Origin of the sequence: Arthrobacter sp. ZGTC131, assembly GCF_002929275.1 — a bacterium.
Lineage (GTDB): Bacteria > Actinomycetota > Actinomycetes > Actinomycetales > Micrococcaceae > Arthrobacter.
Genome location: NZ_PJIK01000001.1, coordinates 238,106 through 256,727, shown reverse-complemented (window position 1 = coordinate 256,727; position 18,622 = coordinate 238,106). Strand labels below are relative to the sequence as shown.

The window sequence follows — 18,622 nt, the reverse complement described above, 5'->3', positions numbered from 1 at the left end:
CCCCCTAGGGCGCCGGCGATAACCGGGGCGGCCCTGCCAACTCTCTTGGAGGAAATGTGTCCTGGCTGTCCACACTGCCGGCTCTGCTCGTTGCGGTGGCTGTGGTGCTGCTTCCGGGTGCTGCGGTGGCCTGGTTTCTTGGCTTCCGGCGCTCAAGCCTGCTCGGGTTCGCACCGCTCTTCTCGCTTTCCATCGCCGGCGTGGCCGCCGTCATTGCCCCGTTGGCGGGAATCAACTGGAACGTCTGGGTAATCGTGGCGGCCACCGTGCTGGTGTCCGCCGCGGCCTACGCCGCCTCGCGGACGGCGTGGGTGCGCAGGCAGGTTCCTGCGGCCGAACCCCGCGACAGCTGGACCGTCCTGGGCGCGACTGCCGCTGCCATCGCCGTCGGCGGTTTCCTGACGGCCCGTCGCGTTATCCAGTTGGTCGGTGCTCCGGACAACATTTCCCAGCGGTACGACAACGTCTTCCACCTGAACGCCGTCCGCTTCGTCCTGGACACCGGAAACGCGTCTTCCCTCAATCTCGGCAGCATGGCCGGGGGAACCGGAGGACTTTCCTCGGTATACCCGGCGGAGTGGCATTCGCTGGCGGCGCTTGTGACGCAGATGACGGGTGCGGCCGTGCCGGTCTCCGTCAACGTGGTGAACCTGGTGGCCTCTGCGGTCATCTGGCCGATCTCCGTCGTTTTCCTGATGCGGGTCGTCGCCGGCCCCAGGCCCATCGGGCTTCTGGCGGCCGGAATTGCTTCGGCGGGCCTGATGGCCTTCCCGTACCTCCTGCTGGTGTGGGGGCCCCTGTTTCCCAACCTCCTCTCAGTTAGCGCCCTTCCGGCCGGAATCGCAGCCGTTATTCTCGTGTGCAGGCTGGCCCCGACGCTTCAGGAGCCGACCGTCCGGGCTTGGCCGGCCCTGGTCCTGGGCATGCCGGGACTCGCGCTGTCCCACATGAGCGCGGTCAACGCGCTGCTGGCCTTCAGCGCGCCGATCCTCGTCTGGAAGCTGGTCCTGCACGTTCGCGGGCTGATCCGGAGCAAAGCCTCCATTGCACGGTTCGGTATAGCGGCAGGCGTGACAGTCGCTGGTCTGGTTGTTGCGTACGTCGCCTGGGAGAAGCTCCGGCCGGCAGCCTACAGCGGGTGGACTCCACATCAGACAGTTGCAGGATCAATTGGCGAAGTCCTGGCGAATGCGCCGCTGAAGACTGACGTGGCAGTGGCGATCTCCTTGCTGGCGGTGATCGGCATTGTTCGCATCATCCGGCAGCGCACCCAAGTCTGGCTGTTGGGCTGCTATCTCGTGGCGGGGTTCCTCTACGTGGTGGACGCCGGATTCAAGGCCGGATGGGCCAGGGCATTCTTCACGGGCACGTGGTACCAAGACACGAACCGGCTAGCCGCTTACGTGCCGATATTCGCCGTGGTTCTCGCCGCTGTTGGCATGCTGGCCGTTGCGGACGTCGCCAAGTCTGCCTTCGGGGGAATCGTGTCAAAGCTGCCTCGAAGCACCGCAGCCGGAGCGCGCACGACGGCCGTTGCGGGGCTGGCGGGAACCGTGATTGCCGGCGTCGTGCTGACCTGGGCAACGCAGACCGGCCCGGTCCGGGATTACGTCGCGTCCGGCCAGGTGTTTTACGAGCGCGATACCAAGGACTCCATCCTGTCCTCTGACGAGTACGCGCTCCTGGACCGAATCGACGCCCAGGTTCCGGAGGACGCGGTCATCGCCGTGAACCCCTGGAACGGCGGAGCCCTCGCGTATGCCTTCGCAGACCGAAAGGTGCTGGAGTTCCACATGAGCCAGCCGGAAACCAAGAGCATGCGTGTCGTGGCGGAGTCCCTCGCAGAGGCAGGGACCTCGGCTGCGGTGTGCGATGCCGTGCGGGAGACGAAGGTCTCCTACGCGCTGGATTTCGGCACCCAGTACCTGTTGAACCATCCCGAGAGCAAGACTTTCCCGGGCCTGCAGAACCTGACGTCATCCAACGCCGTTGAACTCGTGGACCAGCAGGGAGACGCCAAACTGTTCAAGGTAGTGGCCTGCAGCTAGGTCCAAGACAAAAGTAAAAGACCTCCGGTCCGGTAGCTGAAAGCTGCGGAGCCGGAGGTCTTTTTCCCGGGCCTGGCCAGTGGCCAAGCCCGGGAAGGCTTACTTCCCGAAAGCCTGAAGCAGGGCAGCCACCGTGCGCTCAGCCGCGTGGCCGTCACCGTAAGGGGTTGCCTCCGTCGCGGCCGGAGCAGGACGCCTTACCGTGTCGGCGAGGATGCTCAGGTCCTTGCTGACGAGCACGTTCCAGCCCAGTTCGACGGTCTCCACCCATTCGGTTTCCGGGCGGATGGTGGTGCAGGGCGTGCGGAGCAGGAAAGCTTCCTTCTGGAGTCCGCCGGAGTCTGTGATGACGCCCGCGCTGTTCCGCACGGCGTGCACCAGTTGCGGGTAGGCCAAGGGAGCCGCGACCCGGACCGATCCCTGCTCGAGATCGAGGCCGTGCTTGGCCGCCAGGCTCACGAGCCGCGGGTGAGCCAGCAGGAACACCGGCTTCTCCAGGCTGGCCAGGGATCCAATGATGGCGGCCAGTCGCTCGGGGGAGTCGGTGTTGTCGGGGCGGTGAATGGTGCAGACGTAGTACTCGCCCGGCGCCGCATCTACCGGGAGCGGCTGGTGGCTGGCGTCGAGCATGTCGCGGACTTTGAACAGCACGTCCGTCATGACGTCGCCCACAAGAACGGTGCGTTCGGCGAGTCCCTCGGTGGCCAGATGCTTGACGGCCACCTCGGTGGGGGCCAGCAGGAGGTCGGCGCTGTGGTCGGTCAGGACGCGGTTGTGCTCTTCCGGCATGCGGCGGTTGAAGGAACGGAGTCCGGCTTCCAGGTGTGCGACCGGGATGTGCATCTTGATGGCCGCGATGGCAGCGGCCAGGGTGGAATTCGTGTCGCCGTAAACGAGGACGCAGTCCGGAGCGGACTCTTCCAGGATTCCCTCAAGTCCGTGCAGCATGGCACCCGTTTGTGCGCCGTGCTTGCCGGAGCCGACTCCGAGGTTGAAGTCGGGTGCGGGGATGCCCAGATCCCGGAAGAACACATCACTCATGAGTTCGTCATAGTGCTGGCCGGTGTGGGCGATCAGGTGCTCGGCCTGGCCCTCCATGGCCGCCGCGATGGGCGCAAGTTTTACAAACTGGGGACGTGCGCCAACGACGCTGAGAATACGCATGGGTTCAAGTTTAGAGGCAGGCAGCCCATATTTCCGCCCGGACGGGACCTCTGGGGCTGCGTGCGGGCCCGGAGCGCCGGCCTGACGGCGCGAACGGCGGAGGACTCCGATCAGGAAACCGTGAACACTCCCGCTTTCGCGCGGAGCCGTTCCGCCACGTAGTGCCTCAGCACTGAGTCGCGCGACAGGACGGCCGAGGGGTTGACGGTAAGAAGGTCCCCAAATCGTCCGGAAGCCCTGTGGCGCTCGACGGCGGCGTGCAGCGCCGGTTCATCCTTCGCCGTTGCCGCGGCGCGGGTCAGTTCGGCATCCCGGCGGCTTAGTGCGGGCAGCGCCCCGCCGGCGAAGGCGAAGAGCCGGCCGGAGAGTTCCTCCCAATACCTGCGTTCAGCGCCGTCCCACAGTGCCTTCCCGTTCTCCGCCGCGCCAGCGCCCCTCCGGACCAGGGCCCCGATGCCATGAACCCGCAGGATCTTCAGTGCCACGGTTCGGCGTTCGGCCAGCGTTGCCTCCTGGAGCCAGCCGGAGGAGAGTAACCGTTCAACCCAGCGGAACTCCTCCGCCAACGGGTTGATGGAGCTGGTCACGCGGTCTGCTCCGGAATCATCCGTCTGGTGATACGCGGCGGCGCCGTAGGGATAGCAGACAGCGCCCGAGCGGAACCAGAGCCTGAGCGTCGGCTCGATGTCTTCGCCGGTGCGCAGGCCTTCCGTGTACCGGAATCCGATCGTGGAGAGGGCGGAGCGGCGAAGCAAGCCGTAGGGAACACTCCGGTACGCAAGGCCGTCCTTTAGCGGATCCAAGACTTGCGGCTTGGACGGCCGGATGCGGGGAGCGGGAAGGATGGCACCCTCGGGGGTGCGCAACGGCGCGATGACTGCCGAAGCGCTGGTGGGCTGCGCAGCCTTCCACCAGGCCGCCAGTGATCCGGGCTCCAGATAGTCGTCGGAGTCAAGGAAGCTGAGATATGTTGCCGTGCTTTGTTCCAGGGCAAGGTTGCGGGGGCCAGCCGGAGACCCGATGCCGTCGTCGCATCTGAGCCAGGTGACGCCGTCCGATTCGGGACCGGGCCGCAGCGGGTCACCGGCACCGCCGAGGTTGTGCAGCACAACGGTGGCGCCAAGGCTCACGCCAAGATCTGCCAGCTCAGGCGACTGGTCGAGGACAGACCTGACCGCGCGCATGAATGGCCGCTCCAGGTTATGCACTGGAATGACGACTTCGATGCTCTGGCTCATTGGGTGGGTGCTCCTCGGCAGGGTTTCATGGGTCCCGCGATAACCTTACTGGGTGGACAACGAAATACAGGACCCTGTGCTGCTCGACCTGGTGATCGCCGTGCACACCCCGGACAGGCCGGTGGAGCGGGCGGTGGCGTCGCTGATAGACGGCGGATTGCCCACAGCTCCCGGGGAGAAGGGGCGCCTGCGGATCAACGTGGTTTGCCATAACACCGACGTCGATCCCATCCGCGAGCGGGTGGCTACCGAACACCGCGGCCTGGTCCGTTTTCTCCACTACGCGGACGGCATCAAGAGCCCGGCCGGCCCTTTCAACCACGGCATTGCCCAGTCCACAGGCACATGGGTGGCCATCATGGGCAGCGATGATTCCGTTGAGCCCGGGGCGCTCCGGCAGTGGGTGGACGCTGCGGAGCGCGACCAGGCCGACGTGCTGATAGCGCCCATGGGACACGCAGGCGGCGGCCCGATCCGCACTCCGGTGGTCCGGCGCACCCGCCGCAGCCGGCTCGATCCGGTTGCCGACCGTTTGACCTACCGGACGGCGCCGCTGGGTCTGCTGCGACTCTCGCTCGTGCGGCAACTCGGGCTCTCCTTCCCGACTCGCTATGCCACCGGCGAAGACCAGTCCTTTTCTGCGCGGCTGTGGTTTTCCGGCGCGAAGATCAGCTACGGCCGTGGCCTGCCGCGGTACCTGGTGCACGCCGATGCTGCCGTCCGCGTGACCCATACTGCGCGACCGGTCCGCGAGGATATGGCCTTCGCCACGGATATGGTCACCTCCGAGTGGTTCGCGGAACTGCCGCAGGCCGCCAGGCAGGCGATCGTCACGAAGATCATCCGGGTCCATGTTTTCGGGCATGTCCTGCTTCGGGCTGACGCGGGAACATGGAACTCCGCGGATGCCGCCCAAATGGCGCAGGAGCTGCGGAAACTGCTGTTCCGCGCACCGCACGCTGCCCGTCCGCTTTCGCTGGCGGACCGAAGACTGCTCGACGCCGTTGCTCGCCAAGAAGCGGACGCTGCGGTGATGAAGAGGCTGGCTTTGGCCCGGCGGCGGTTTATCAGCCCACAGACCTGGGTGCCGCGCAGTGTTTCCCACGCCCTGCATCCCGAGGCGCCGCTGAGGTTCATGAGTGCCTCGGCCCTGGTCTAGCGCCCCGGGAAGAAATACGGCCGCCCGGCGCCAGCGTGCTCCGTGAAGTCTCCGATCCGTCGAAGGAACCCATGAAGATCCTTGTAGTCGCAACGTGGTACCCCCATGAAGAAAACCCCACCGAGGCGCCCTTCAACGCCGAGCATGTGGAAGCCATCCGGGGCCAGGGGCATGACGTTCGCGTGGTCCATGTGCGCCTCGGCACCACGCTCGCCCTGCCGCGGCCGGCGTCGGGCCTGTGGGAAGGCACTCCGGTGCGCCGCGTGGCGGCGGACCCGAAGCGGCTGGCCAGCGTCCTGGCTGCATCCCGGACGCTGGCCAAGGAAATGGCTTGGGCGGACGTGGTCCACACCATGGCGTTTTCCTCGATCCTTGTCACGATGTTCCCCTGGGCGGCGCGCACGCTGACGGGCCGGAGCGCGGCCTGGGTGCACACCGAGCACTGGAACGGCGTGGTGAACCCGTCGAGTGTTTCACCCGTCTGGGAGAAGCTGTCCGGGATACGCGCCGTCCTGCGCCTGCCCCACGTTGTCACCGGCGTCACCAGGCAGCTCACCCGGGAGATGCAGCGATTCGCGCGGCCGCACGCCGCGTCGGTGGTGCCGTGCGTGGTCAAGGCGCGTGGCGCCGTCGTTCCCGCTCCGTTTAGTACGCCGCTCCGGCTCGCTGCCGTCGGTGGACTCATTGGCCGGAAGCGGCCGCTGGAAGCGATCCGGACCGTTGGATGGCTGCGCGACCACGGCACGAGCGCGCACCTGACCTGGGTGGGTGAAGGCCCGCTGCGCACCGAGTGTGAAGCGCTGATCGCCGAGCTCGGGCTTGAAGACCAGGTCACGTTGGCGGGCTCGGTGCGGCCCGCTGAGGTTGCCGGCTACCTGTCACGGGCTGATCTGTTCTTTCTGCCGACTGCCCAGGAAAACTTCTTCACTTCGGCTGCCGAGGCGCTGGCGGCAGGACGTGCTGTCGTGGCCACGCGTGTCGGCGGCTTCAGCGACTATGCCAACGCCGCGAATAGCCGGCTGGTTGACGAGGTAAGCCCGGAGTCGCTGGGGAAGGCAGTCCTTGACGCCCGGGACGCATTCCAGGATGTGCCCGCCGAAGACATTGCCGCTCCCGTCCTCAAACGGTTTTCGCCGGAGGCAGTTGGCGAGCTCTTCGACCGTGCGTATACGACGGCTCTCGCCCGTGCCTGAGGCCAGGGCAACGTTCCGAACAATTGCAGGCTATTCCGGAGGGGAACAGTGAAGTCCGTACCCAGGGTTCTTCAGTTCAATGACTGCGCCTTCGTGGCGCGGAACATGGTCCGCGCCGCAGCGAGGGCGGGCATCGGCTGGGATTACCTGCCGCCGGAACAGGTCCGCCCGATGACAGCGGCGCCCACGAATCCGCTGATGGCCAAGGCCAGGTTCATCCCGTACGTCGCACGGAGAGCCGTCAAGCTCCGGGCCGCCGACGTCGTCCACGTGCACTACGCCACCAGTGCGCGGCTCCTCCGGGAGCGGGGCATGCCCCGGCGCCCGTATGCCCTGACCCTTCACGGAACCGACATCCGCAAGCAGTGGGCGGACCCCCAGTTCCACGGCGAAATCCAGCGGGCCATTGACGGCGCAGCCCACGTCTTCTTCGCAAACAACGACACCGCCGAGAACGCCCGCCGGGCCCGCCCGGACGCAGAGTTCCTCCCCGCACTCGTTGATGCTGCGGCGCTCCCGGCGTGGAACCCCGGAAGCCAGGCGACCATTCTTTTCGTGTCGCGGTGGGACGACGACAAGGGAGTGGAACAGCAACTCGGGCTGGCACGCAAGCTCAGTTCCGCCGTCGGAAACCGCGCCAAGATACTCGGCCTGAACTGGGGACCCGGCGCCGAACTGGCCCGCCAAGCCGGTGTGACCCTGCTCGAGCGGATGCCGCAGGAGGATTTCCACCGCATCATGGCCCGGGCGCATGTGGCGATAGGTCAGGCCACCAACAACTTCGCCACCAGCGAGTTCGAAGCATTGTGCATGGGCGCGCCGCTGGCAGCCCTGGGGAGCAGGCTTCCGCGGCCCGACGACGGGACCACGCCGCCCGTCCTGGAGGGCAGCGAGGATGAGGTGGTCGAGCAGGTCCTTGCCGCGCTGGAAGATCCCGCGGGCACATCGGCCCGGCTCGGGGGAGCAACCTGGTCGCTTCCCAGGTACGACGCAGCGGCCTTCGTGCAGCGGCTTGACTCGCTGTACGAACAGATCGCGGCTGGCACGGCCTAGCCGATCGCGGCCGGCACGGCCTAGCCGACCGCGGCCGGCGTGCGCTGCCTAGCTGGAGCCGCCCGGAACAGTTCCGTCAGTGTCCCGGGCCGCCGTCGCCGGTCCGGCCGAAACCGAGGCGAGAGGCGCAGAACGCTCCGGCGTGTGGAGCCCCGCGAGGGCTGCCTGCTGGGCGAAATCAGGGTTGACCGCGACGACTTCGTCGAAGGTGCCGTGCGACACGATGGTGCCTTCCTTCATGAAGCAGATCTGGTCGTTGTTGCGGATGGTCGAGAGCCGGTGGGCGACCGAAATGACCGTGATCTCGCCGTGGAGTTCGCTGATGGCCTTCGCCACCGCAGCTTCGGTGGACGTGTCCAAGGCACTGGTGGCTTCGTCGAGGACGAGCACCAAGGGGTCCGTGTACAGGGCGCGGGCGATGCCGAGGCGCTGGCGCTGGCCGCCGGACAGGGCGAGGCCGCGTTCGCCGACGCGTCCGTGGATGCCGTCCTTGCGGGCTTCGATGGTTTCCAGGAGCTGGGCCCGCTGAAGAGCCGTCCTGACCCGGTCTTCGTCAATGTCGCCGCCCCAGGTGAGTGCGACGTTCTGGGCCACCGAGCCGTCAAAGATCGCAACTTCCTGCGGGACGTAGCCCACCCGCTTGCGCCAGTCCGAAAGAACGTCCTCAAGAGGGACGCCATCGAGGGTCATCGTGCCTTTAGAAGGGGTCAGGAGCCCAAGGAAAATGTCGATCAGCGTAGACTTGCCGGCGCCCGACTGCCCGACCACTCCCACGGAGGAGCCAATTGGCAGCCGGAGGTTGATGTTCCGCACGGCGGGGACGCCCGCGCCGGGGTAGGTGAACTCAACGTCTTTCAGCTCAAGCATTCGCGGCGCGCCCTTGATGGGCGTCTTGCCCAGCTTCTCGGCGTACTTGCGGAACTCAGCGGCGTCGCGGATGTCGCGCATGACTGTCTCTGTATAGGGGAGCGTGGACTGCACCAAAGTCAGCTGAGACTGCATTGCGGTGAGGGCAGGAACCATCTTGAACCCGGCCAGGCCGAAGATGGCCACCGAGGACATCGCAGCCTCAATACCGCCGATCAAATATCCGACCGTGCCGATCAGGAGGAAGCCGCCGATAAGTGCCATGTCGATCACGAACTTGGGCACCGAGCCCATGAACCGGATGTTCGACCGCGACCGGGCCGCCCGTTCGCGGCTGTGCATGACGATTGCGCCCACTTCCTCCGCCTTGTCGCGAAGGGTGATTTCCTTGAGCGCACCGAGCATTTCAGCCACAAGCGTGGACATGCGCATTGCGGCGTCGCGGTTCACCTTGCCGGCCTCGTAGGACTTCTTGGAAAGCCAGAGGTAAAGGAACGCCGCGATGCCGCCGAGATAGATGACGGTGACGAGGGCCGTCTGCCAGGAAGCGCCGATCAGGACCACCAGCACCGAGACGAACGTCAGGGCCATGGCCGGCAGGGTTACGGCCGGGAAGAGTACGCCCGAGACGGTGTTGGCGATTCCGACGTCGATCATCCGAACCAGTTCCGCGGTGGAGCGCTTCATGCGTTCGGTCCAGGGTGCACGGATATAGCTCTGGAACAGTATGGTGCCGATTTCGAGCTCGTAGTCCGCGAATTTCCGGGTTGAGACCCATTGCAGCCAGATGTTCAGCACAGACTTGAGGATCATCACCAGTGCGGAGCCGACCAGCATGAGCAAACCGAACTCCTGGCTAACGGATCCGACCACCGGAAGGTTCATGCTCCCGCCCTTGAGGATCTGGTTCAGCACGAGCGCGAACACACCGAGGGCTCCGGCATCGAGAAGAGCCAGAACAGCCGACAGTACGCCGAAGAGCAGCAGGAACCTTCGTGCATTCGGCGGCAGAAGGGGCAGCAGTTCGCGCAGGGTGCGGCGCAGGTGTCTCAAGAATTACTCCAGAACGGCAAGGGACAGAATCCCTTCCAATACTACGCGTCGCCCTCCATTGCCCCCGTCGGGCGCCGGCCAGTTCCGACCGGGCCCTCGGCGCAGGCGAGCGGCCGCCGCGAAAACTGACGCGTGTGGTGGATGAGATGATGTTGGCATGAGTCAGGGAATTCGGGTGACACAGCTGTTCGATTGTGCGGATGTCGGCAAGGTCTTTGTGCGGGAAGGCCGCAGGCAGGGAATGCCATGGAAAATCATCCAGGGCCCCTGGACCCGCGGCGGAACCAAAGCTGCGTATTACCGGTTCCGGCTTGAGCAGGCCCTGGCCTACCCCCGAACCCAGGTGTGGCATGTGAACATGGGCGGCCGGGCCAAGTGGGCCAGGGGCTCCTTCGCCCGCCCTTACACGCTGACACTGCACGGAACCGACATCCGTGAGAATTACTGGCAGGACCAGCACCATGCAGTGATGAAGGAAGACGTCGATGGCGCAGGCCACGTCTGGTACACCACTCCCGATCTGCGGGAAAAGGCCGAGCAGGCAAGGCCGGACGCGGAGTATCTGCCGGCCCCCGTGGATATGGCTGAACTTCCAGGCTGGAATCCGGCCCCGAAGCCTCGGGTGTTCTTCCCGTCACGGTGGGACGCCTCCAAAGGCGGAGACGCACTGCTGCAGACCGCGGCGGAGGTGGTTTCCGCGGTCGGTTCCGGCGGGGAGGTGGACGTCGTCGGCCTGAACTGGGGAGACCGCGCGGCCGAAGCGGCCCGGCTGGGAATCACGCTCCTCCCGCGTATGCCCAAGAACGAATTCCTTAGGGAGCTGTCCACGGCTCACGTGGCTGTCGGGCAGATCACAGGCGTTCTTGGTCTGAGTGAGTTGCAGGCCATGGCCATCGGAGTGCCTACCGTCTTCGCGGATCACATTGAGGGTTACCCGGCGGACCTGGCAGTTGTTGATGTGCAACGGTCCGAGGTGGGACAGGCTGTCAGGGACGCGCTGGCTGATCCCAGGGCCACCTCCGCCCGGCTGGGAGGCCCGGCCTATGTCCGGAACAATCACGGTGCGGCCGCCCTCCTGCCGCGGCTCGAAGCCGGATACGCCAAAGTACTAGGAACCGCAGGATGACCAGACCCCACCTTCTCTACATTGCTTTTGCGTTTCCTCCCAGCACGGCTTCATCCGTGTACCGGTGCACGGCCGTCGCCAACGCCTTTGCCAAAGACGGCTGGGACGTGACGGTCATTACCGTCGATCCTGAGGTCTGGTCGCAGATCTCCGGAGTGGACGAGAAACTGGCCGCATCGATCGACCCCAGCATCCGTGTCGTCGCCGTTGACGACGGAGGCGCGGAGGAGCCTGCGAGGGGCGACCTGCGCCGCTACTCACGGTTCAGGATCGAGGCTCCCTACCTGTGGAAGGAAGCACGCCGCCGCCGGAGCCGCCGCGACTTTCCGGAGGACTTTCACGGCAGCTGGCTGGAACCTGCCTCCGCGGCGTCCCGGCAGGTACATGCCGACAAACCCGTCGACCTGGTCATGGCTTCCGCCAGCCCGTACGTTGCCTTTGGCGTCGCCCGGGCCCTGAACGGAGTCCCGTACGTTATGGACTACCGGGATGCCTGGGCCTTCAACACCATCAGCGGTGCAGAGGATTTCAGCCCGGACAGCTCCCTGGGTCAGCTCGAAGCGCGGTACCTCGCGGATGCCGCGCAGATCTGGTTCGTCAACAGTCAGATCAAGGACGAATACGCCCGCCGGTATCCCGACTCTGCCGAGAATATGCGTGTCGTGGCCAACGGGTTCGATCCCCAGCCCGGCCACGCCAAGCCGGCGGTTGGCGGTACAGACCACCCGCGCTTTGGCTACCTCGGCACGCTTCAGTACGTGAACATGCCCTTGCAGGAGTTCCTGGACGGCTGGGCCGGCGCCTTCGGACCCGAGGCGTCATCGGCGGACGCGGTCTTCCGTGGAAAACTGAGTGCATCCGGAGCCGCCGGTGCGGAGATCCTGCAAATTTTCGGGGCGGCCCGCCAAAATGGGCTCCGCTACGACGGCCCCATCTCGAAGCGGGATGTCGCCGGGTTCTACGGCACGCTGGATGCCCTGATCCTTCTGCTTTCGACCGGCCAATACGTCACAGGCGGCAAGACCACGGAGTACCTTGCCACGGGTCTGCCGATCGTTTCGGTCCATGACATGGAAAACGCCGCAACTGACCTGCTGCGCGACTACCCGCTATGGTTTCCGGCGAAGGAGCTCACTGCCGAAGGCATCGCCAATGCGCTTCGTGAGTGCGCCGAAGCACTGAAGAACCCCGACGTCGAACGCTGGGATGCTGCCTGGGCCTACGGTCAGCAATTTCTCCGCAGCACCATACTTGAGCCCGTGATTTCAGAACTCCGCGGGATCGCAGGACTCTCGGTGGCGCAGACGCTGCCCGCCAACAGCGAAAGGACCCAGGCATGAGGGATGGGAAATCGCTTCACATCAGCATCCTCGTCGGCCGCAGCGCTCACCCGCAGGCAGTCATCGATGATCTGTGGAATCGTGCCGCTGCGGCTGTGGGGGATGCCGGTGGCCATATCAGTGGGACTGCTGTGTACACGCACGACGGCGAGACAACAGTCACGCCTGCCGACGACCGTGTGAGTGTGGTTGCCCTGCCGAAACCCCGGGCCGGCCGCCTCACGTCGCTCGTGTCCGCTCTGGCATCAAAAGCCGGCCCCGTGGGGGTGGTGGCGCGGCTGGTGCGGGACAACCTGGAGTCCCGCCGGCTGGCCCGGACGATGGCCGGTCGGGCAGATTTGGTGGAGACCTTTAGTGCGTCCGACGTCGTGGTCGCCGCCGACATCACCGCTGACCGGTCCGTGTGGCAGCTGCGAAACAGGACAGCGGCCGGGCTGGTGCACGGTCCGGTGGCGATGCTGCATGCGCTCAGAAACGCCGCCGGAAGCTGATGCCGTTCAATACTGGCCGCACGCGGCTCGCCGCCGGCTATTGGCCCCGTCTCCGGAGCCAATAGCCGCCGCCCCGCCTCAGGACAGTTGCCGGTCAACGAACGGCGCGAGTGCCCGCGAATACTCCGCGCTAATGTGCGAGTAGTCCCGGTAGACAATCACAGCGCCGAGCTGCGGATAGCACAGCTTCGCGTCGCAGAATTCGCTGCGGAGCGGAATGCGGGTGAACCCAGGGGCCTTCAAGCTCGCCGCTGCATGCGTTATGGCCGTTCCTTTAGGGAAGGCCTTGTCCACAGTGGTGGCACAGGCGAGCGGATCCCCGTTGTTAGCCGCAAGACAGGTTGGAACATACTGGCCGTTGGTGCGCGGAACGTCGTCGAAAGCGACCACCCGCTTACCTGACGCGAGCAATCCCTTCCAAACCGTGGTGAAGCCCTCCACCGCGGGGTCCCTGAGTTCAACGCCGGGCGCCGATTTGTACGTGTAGGCCGATGAATAGGCCGCCGTGAAGACCGTACTGACCTCTTTATCCGCGGCGAGCTTTTCCTGAAGTTTCTTGCCCCATGCCCAACAGTCTGACTGGTTCCGGTCGGTCGCTTCGGAGGGCAGGACGCGCAAAGCCGCGGTGAGCGGGCACGAGCCCTTCGTATACGTCTTGACGTGCCATTTGTGCCGTTCGGCGAGGACCTCGATGGCCGGCAGCCATGCTGTTGCGTGGGAGTCACCCACGAGGGCGACGGTGGCCGTGGCTTGGCTTTCTTCCACGCCAAAATCGCAGGAGACCAATTCAGTGCCGGAGAAGTCGCCCTGGCAGCCCTTGTACAAGGGTTCCGTGTTTTGGCGGGCAACCACCGCCGGAGCGGGATCCGGAAGTCCCTCGCCGGTAACGGAATTACAGTGGTTGGCCGGGTCGAGCGCCCCCGGGCCATAACAAGGGCTGTTCACCTGCGCCGACTGCCCGTCGCTCCCGGCGAAGGCCAATGTCGTCAGGGCCACGGAGAGCACCAGGACCATGGCCATTCCGGATGCCGCAAACAAATACGCGCGGCGCGGCGTCGAGAGGAAGCGGCCGGTCCGCATCGGGTCTTCCACCGTGATTTTTGTCAGCCAGGACAGCACGACCACCAGGGCCAGGAGCAGGCACTTGTCCAGCAGCCCGGCCGGCCGGCCCAGGACGTACGGTGCAACGATCAGAACCGGCCAATGCCACAAGTAGAGGGAATAGGAGATGCCGCCCACGAACGTCATGCCCCGCGATGACAGCCACCACCGTGAGCCGGCCGGTGTCCCCGTGCCGGACACCATCAGGAGCAGCACCGTTCCGCCTACGGGGACGAGGGCGGTCCAGCCAGGAAAGGGGGTCTCTGCCGTGAACATGACGGACGAACCAACGATCAGGCCGATGCCCGCCCAGCCCAGGACGGTGGCCATCCAGCCATCCAGGGTGCGCTCCAGGAAAACCAGGGCCACGAGCGCGCCGGCCGCGAACTCCCAGACGCGGGCGGGAGTGACGAAGTACGCCATGGACGGAGCCATTGCCGTGACCGCCATTGAATACGCCAGGGAGGCTGCGCCAATGACCGCCGGGCCGCCGATGAGGATTGACCGGGGAGACAGGGCCGCGGAAGCGGGGCCCTTTGAACGGGCCAGCTTCGGCGTGAGGTAAAGCAACCCGAGAACCAGCAACGGCCAAACGACGTAGAACTGTTCCTCCACGGAAAGGGACCAGTAGTGCTGGGCGACGGTCGCATCATTGTGCTGCGCGGAGTAATCGACAGAGTCGTTGGCCAACACCCAGTTTTGAACATAGAACGCGCTGGCCGCCAGCTGCCGTGCCGAGACTTCCCACACCGTCGACGGGACCCACAGCAAGACGCCGGCCAGCGACGCGAACAGGACGAGGAAGGAAGCCGGCAGCAGCCGCCTCACCCGCCTGGCCCAGAACTTCAACAGGCCAACGGAGGACGTCCGCACGATCTCCCGGTACATGTGGGACGTGATGAGGTATCCCGAGATGACGAAGAAAACGTCCACGCCCACATATCCGCCGCTTAGCTGCCTGGGCCAAAAGTGGTACAGCACGACGGCGGCCACGGCGATGGCGCGCAGGCCTTGGATCTCCGGGCGAAAGAGGGCCGGAACGGGCCGATTTTTTGCCTCACGGAGTCCTGGAGCCGGGTCAGTCACGAGGTTAGTTGGGGACACAACAGGCAATTTTACCGTTGAATACGGCAAGGGCTGGAGCGGGTGTTCCGGGAGCGGCCGCTGAGAGGCCGTTCCGGCTGCGCGTCACCGTCCAAGCTCTACCGTCCAAAACGTCCGGGCACCCGAGCTCCAGGTACCCGACGCCTGCATGCCCTATGGAATACTTGACGGGTGAGTCGAACCTGGATAGTCATACCCATGTACAACGAAGCGTCTGTCGTCGGTACCGTCATTGAGGGGCTGAGGAAAGAATTCCCCAACGTTGTGTGTGTCGACGATGGCAGCACCGACGGCTCCCAGGATGTCGCCAGGGAGGCAGGCGCCGTCGTCGTTCAACATCCGGTTAATCTGGGGCAGGGGGCCGCGCTCCAGACGGGCATTGAGTATGCGCTGCAGGACCCGGAACTGAATTGCATCATTACTTTCGACGCCGACGGCCAGCACCGCGTCGTGGATGCTCGGGCCATGGCGGACCGCATCCTGTCGGGCGAAGCCGACGTCGTGCTGGGATCCCGTTTCCTCGATGACCGGACCAAGCTCTCCCCCATGAAGCGGCTGGTACTGCGTACGGCCGCCGTGCAGTCGCGCCTGGCCACCGGCATGGCCCTCACGGACGCGCACAACGGACTCCGGGCCTTCAGCCCGGGAGTTGCCAAGGGCATCAACCTTCAGCAGAACCGGATGGCGCACGCTTCCGAACTGGTTCACCAGCTCGCGGAGATGAATCCCCGCTGGGTCGAACAGCCGGTCGAAATCGTCTACACCGACTATTCCAAGTCCAAAGGCCAGTCTCTGCTGAACTCGGTCAATATCGTTGCTGACCTCTTTTTTAGGTGAAATTGTGCAGATCATTGTCCAGATAGTTCTCGTCCTGGCCGTCGTCATCATGTCGCTGGCGCTGATGCGCGGCGGCTCCAACGCACGGCATCTCGCCATCCGGCGCATCATGCTGGTCCTGTTCGCGTGCGTGGCGGCGTTTTCCATCTTCTTCCCCGAACTTCTGACCCGCGTGGCCCATCTCATGGGCATCGGCAGAGGGACGGACTTGGTTCTTTACGGCCTCGTGGTGAGCTTCCTGGTGTTCATGGCGACGACGTACCAGCGCTTCCGGCACATGGAAGCGACGTTGACCAAGCTGTCCCGGCGGATCGCCCTTGACGAGGTGGCACTGCCGGGCCGCCGCGAGGAACAGCCCAGCGGTGAGCCACAGCTCGAACGGCGGCTGACCCCGCCGGCCCATGGCGGGCAATGACCGCTGTTCAGTGCGCAGCGCCGGAGGCGGACGCCCGCCCTTCTGAGTGCCCCCGGCAACGGGACTTCGGCCTGGACATCCTCCGGATCGTCAGCATCTGCGGGGTCGTGGCCATCCACGTGTTCGGGCATCTGGTGGGACGGGCGCCGCGGGACAGCCGGACGTGGTGGATCGCCGTGACGTTCGACATCGCCTGGATCTGGGTGGTTCCGGTCTTCGTGATGATCTCCGGAGCGCTCATCCTCGGCTCCCGGCAACTCGCGGACCCCGGGCTGTTCTACCGCCGGCGGGCTGTCAGGCTGGTTCCCGCGCTGATCGCCTGGAACCTCATCTACCTGATCGGGGTGCGGCTGTGGATGCGCGGCGAGGACCTCACCGTGAAGCGTGTCCTGCAGCTACTCGTGGACGGATCGGTTTTCACCCAGCTCTACTTCCTGTGGCTGATCGCCGGGCTTTACCTTCTGGCGCCAGTGCTGGCCGCCTTCCTGCGCGGCGGAACCAGGCGCAGGGCCGTAGCCGCTGCCGCAACATTTCTGGCAGCGGCACTGATCTACTACATGGTGCCGGGAATCCTCAGCCTCTTTGGCGTATCCCGTCCCATCCAGCTCAACATTTTCACGCACTGGATGCCGTATGTGGGGTACTTCCTCGCGGGCTACGCCCTGAAGGACGTTCGGCTGGCCGGCTGGAAACTGCTGGCGACAGCTGCGGCGACTGTCGGGCTGCTGGCAGCCGCCATCTGGCGATACGGGCACCGGGGATTGTTGCCGCTGGCGGATGCTGCTTTTCCGGTCTCCTATCTGGGATTGCAGGTTGCGCTGGCCGCCATCGGCGTGTTCATAGTGACGCTATCCCTGTGTGACGGTCTCAAGCTGGAACGGGCGGGCAGGGCCACCATTGAATTGTCGAACGCGACCTTCGGCGTCTTCCTGGTCCACCTCGTCATTTTTGAAGCAATCCGGTTGACGGTGCCGGCTGTGTCTGCCGGAACTTCGCTGGTCCCCATTGCCGTTGCCTATGCCGTGACGCTGGCCGGCAGTTTTGCGGTTTCGCTGGCTGCCAGCCGCGTTCCGCTGCTGAGGAATATTTTCTAGCCGGGTCAACATGCTGGCCCGCGCAGGCGTCGCGCAGGCGTCGCGCAGTCGTCGCGCAGTCTTCGGGTTGTGGCGGGTGCCGGACGGAACGCCGCGTGGGTGTCTGGGATAATGGATCCTATGACTGAGCTCCCCTCATTGCTGATCCTGACCTTTTCGCCCATTCGTTCGGATCCAAGGGTCCTCAAGCAGGTTGAGCTGTTCAAAGGCAAGTACCGCGTTACCACGTGTGGCTACGGTGAGGCCCCTGAGGGAGTCGATGATCATTTTCCGCTGCCCAGCGACTCCCGCGGCTGGCCATCGGACAAGGTGGGGCTCGTTGCCCGGCGCTATCCCCGCGTATACAACGGCCTGACAGCCGTTCAGGCGGCGCGGAAAGTGCTGCCGCGCGGCGGCTTCGACGTCATCCTGGCCAATGACCTGAATACGCTGCCGCTGGCATTCGAGCTTCAGCCGAGGCTGGGCGTCCATGCCGACCTCCACGAATTTGCCCCCCGTGAGAAAGAGGACGACCTCAAATGGCGGCTGTTCGTTGCGCCGTTCATGCGCTGGCTCTGCCGCCGCTACCTGCCTTTGGCTGAATCGGTCACCACCGTGTCCCAAGGCATCGCGGACGAATACACCAAGGATTACGGTGTGGCCGCGGGTGTTGTCACCAACGCAGCACCTTACGCCGAACGAGAGGTGCGTCCGGTGGGCACTCCGGTGCGCCTCATCCACAGCGCTGCCGGGCAGCGCTACCGGAAACTCGAGAACTTCATCGAAGCGATGCGGGACGCGCCGGAGTGGCTCACGCTGGACATGATCGTCATGCCGAACGAGCCCGATTACGTGGCTGAACTGAAGGAGAAGGCCGCATCCGTGCCGGCCGTCCGGTTCCGCGATCCGGTTCCGTACGCCCAGCTGGTGGCAACCCTGAGCGAATACGACGTCTCGCTGGTGTTCCTGCCTCCGACTAACTTCAACCTGAAGAATGCCCTGCCGAACAAGTTCTTCGAGGCCGTCCAGGCCCGGATCGGCCTCATCGTAGGCCCGTCTCCGGCGATGGTTTCGCTCGTTGAACAGTACGGATTAGGCGCCGTGACGCGCGATTTCTCCGCTGACTCGCTGCGGGAGACGCTCCACGGCCTGACCGCCGACAAGATTGCGGAGTGGAAAAAAGCGGCAGACGCTGCGGCCAGGCCGCTTTCAGCCGAGTCCCAGGTGCTGGCGTGGCAGAAGGCCGTGGACGACATTGCGGGCTCCCGGCACGCACGCGCCTAGAACATAAGGCGGGTCTGACAACGAAGGCGGCTCCCACGGGAGCCGCCTTCCTTGTAAGTCCGGTCGTTTGACCGCG

Annotated in this window: 15 protein-coding genes; 11 read left to right on the top strand and 4 right to left on the bottom strand. The window is 65.2% G+C overall.

Annotated features, from left to right (window positions below):
- Nucleotides 1-56 precede the first annotated feature (56 nt).
- Entirely contained in the window at nt 57-2,048 is a 1,992-nt protein-coding gene (locus tag CXQ90_RS01180) for a DUF6541 family protein (RefSeq protein ID WP_104136337.1), read from the top strand.
- A gap of 99 nt (nt 2,049-2,147) precedes the next feature.
- Here the strand turns inward: CXQ90_RS01180 and wecB are convergent, their stop codons facing one another.
- Both wecB and CXQ90_RS01170 read right to left on the bottom strand, forming a co-directional pair.
- Complete coding sequence (gene wecB, locus CXQ90_RS01175) at nt 2,148-3,212, bottom strand: non-hydrolyzing UDP-N-acetylglucosamine 2-epimerase (protein WP_104136336.1); 1,065 nt, start codon at nt 3,210-3,212, stop codon at nt 2,148-2,150.
- Between the two features lie 110 nt (nt 3,213-3,322).
- Nucleotides 3,323-4,450, bottom strand: coding sequence for a glycosyltransferase (locus CXQ90_RS01170; protein WP_104136335.1), 1,128 nt, complete (start codon nt 4,448-4,450; stop codon nt 3,323-3,325).
- Between the two features lie 52 nt (nt 4,451-4,502).
- Between CXQ90_RS01170 and CXQ90_RS01165 the strand changes: the two genes are divergently transcribed.
- The 3 genes from CXQ90_RS01165 (at nt 4,503) to CXQ90_RS01155 (ending at nt 7,855) form a co-directional block, all read left to right on the top strand.
- Nucleotides 4,503-5,609 carry a glycosyltransferase family 2 protein gene (locus tag CXQ90_RS01165; RefSeq protein ID WP_104136333.1) on the top strand — a complete coding sequence of 369 codons (1,107 nt, stop codon included), beginning with the start codon at nt 4,503-4,505 and terminating at the stop codon, nt 5,607-5,609.
- A gap of 71 nt (nt 5,610-5,680) precedes the next feature.
- A complete protein-coding gene (locus CXQ90_RS01160; protein WP_181038385.1) occupies nt 5,681-6,802 on the top strand; it encodes a glycosyltransferase in 1,122 nt (373 codons plus the stop codon).
- 48 nt (nt 6,803-6,850) lie between these two features.
- Nucleotides 6,851-7,855, top strand: coding sequence for a glycosyltransferase (locus tag CXQ90_RS01155; protein ID WP_104136330.1), 1,005 nt, complete (start codon nt 6,851-6,853; stop codon nt 7,853-7,855).
- Nucleotides 7,856-7,903: 48 nt separating this feature from the next.
- Here CXQ90_RS01155 and CXQ90_RS01150 read toward each other — a convergent pair whose 3' ends face one another.
- Nucleotides 7,904-9,775 (bottom strand): ABC transporter ATP-binding protein, encoded by a 1,872-nt coding sequence (locus CXQ90_RS01150; protein ID WP_104136328.1) that lies wholly within the window; start codon nt 9,773-9,775, stop codon nt 7,904-7,906.
- Nucleotides 9,776-9,932: 157 nt separating this feature from the next.
- Here CXQ90_RS01150 and CXQ90_RS01145 point away from each other — a divergent pair, with 157 nt between their 5' ends.
- From CXQ90_RS01145 to CXQ90_RS01135, 3 genes are read left to right on the top strand one after another with little or no spacing between them, the layout of a single operon-like run.
- On the top strand, nt 9,933-10,901 hold the full coding sequence (locus CXQ90_RS01145) for a glycosyltransferase family 4 protein (RefSeq protein ID WP_146068833.1): 969 nt from the start codon (nt 9,933-9,935) through the stop codon (nt 10,899-10,901).
- Nucleotides 10,898-12,241, top strand: a complete 1,344-nt coding sequence (locus CXQ90_RS01140; protein ID WP_104136325.1) for a glycosyltransferase — start codon at nt 10,898-10,900, stop codon at nt 12,239-12,241. The genes CXQ90_RS01145 and CXQ90_RS01140 overlap by 4 nt, the downstream gene beginning before the upstream one ends.
- Nucleotides 12,238-12,732, top strand: coding sequence for a hypothetical protein (locus CXQ90_RS01135; protein ID WP_104136324.1), 495 nt, complete (start codon nt 12,238-12,240; stop codon nt 12,730-12,732). Before CXQ90_RS01140 ends, CXQ90_RS01135 begins: the two co-directional genes overlap by 4 nt.
- 78 nt (nt 12,733-12,810) lie before the next feature.
- On the opposite strand, the gene CXQ90_RS01130 is transcribed toward CXQ90_RS01135, so the two are convergent.
- On the bottom strand, nt 12,811-14,937 hold the full coding sequence (locus CXQ90_RS01130) for an acyltransferase family protein (protein WP_258064282.1): 2,127 nt from the start codon (nt 14,935-14,937) through the stop codon (nt 12,811-12,813).
- Between the two features lie 198 nt (nt 14,938-15,135).
- On the opposite strand from CXQ90_RS01130, the gene CXQ90_RS01125 reads away from it, so the two are divergent.
- The 4 genes from CXQ90_RS01125 (at nt 15,136) to CXQ90_RS01110 (ending at nt 18,546) form a co-directional block, all read left to right on the top strand.
- Nucleotides 15,136-15,774, top strand: a complete 639-nt coding sequence (locus CXQ90_RS01125) for a glycosyltransferase family 2 protein (RefSeq protein WP_104136321.1) — start codon at nt 15,136-15,138, stop codon at nt 15,772-15,774.
- A 4-nt stretch (nt 15,775-15,778) separates the two neighbouring features.
- Complete coding sequence (locus tag CXQ90_RS01120) at nt 15,779-16,189, top strand: DUF2304 domain-containing protein (RefSeq protein WP_104136319.1); 411 nt, start codon at nt 15,779-15,781, stop codon at nt 16,187-16,189.
- Nucleotides 16,186-17,283: an acyltransferase gene (locus tag CXQ90_RS01115; RefSeq protein WP_104136317.1), complete on the top strand. Its 1,098-nt coding sequence runs from the start codon at nt 16,186-16,188 to the stop codon at nt 17,281-17,283. The genes CXQ90_RS01120 and CXQ90_RS01115 overlap by 4 nt, the downstream gene beginning before the upstream one ends.
- A 120-nt stretch (nt 17,284-17,403) precedes the next feature.
- On the top strand, nt 17,404-18,546 hold the full coding sequence (locus CXQ90_RS01110) for a glycosyltransferase (protein ID WP_104136315.1): 1,143 nt from the start codon (nt 17,404-17,406) through the stop codon (nt 18,544-18,546).
- The last annotated feature ends 76 nt before the right edge of the window (nt 18,547-18,622 follow it).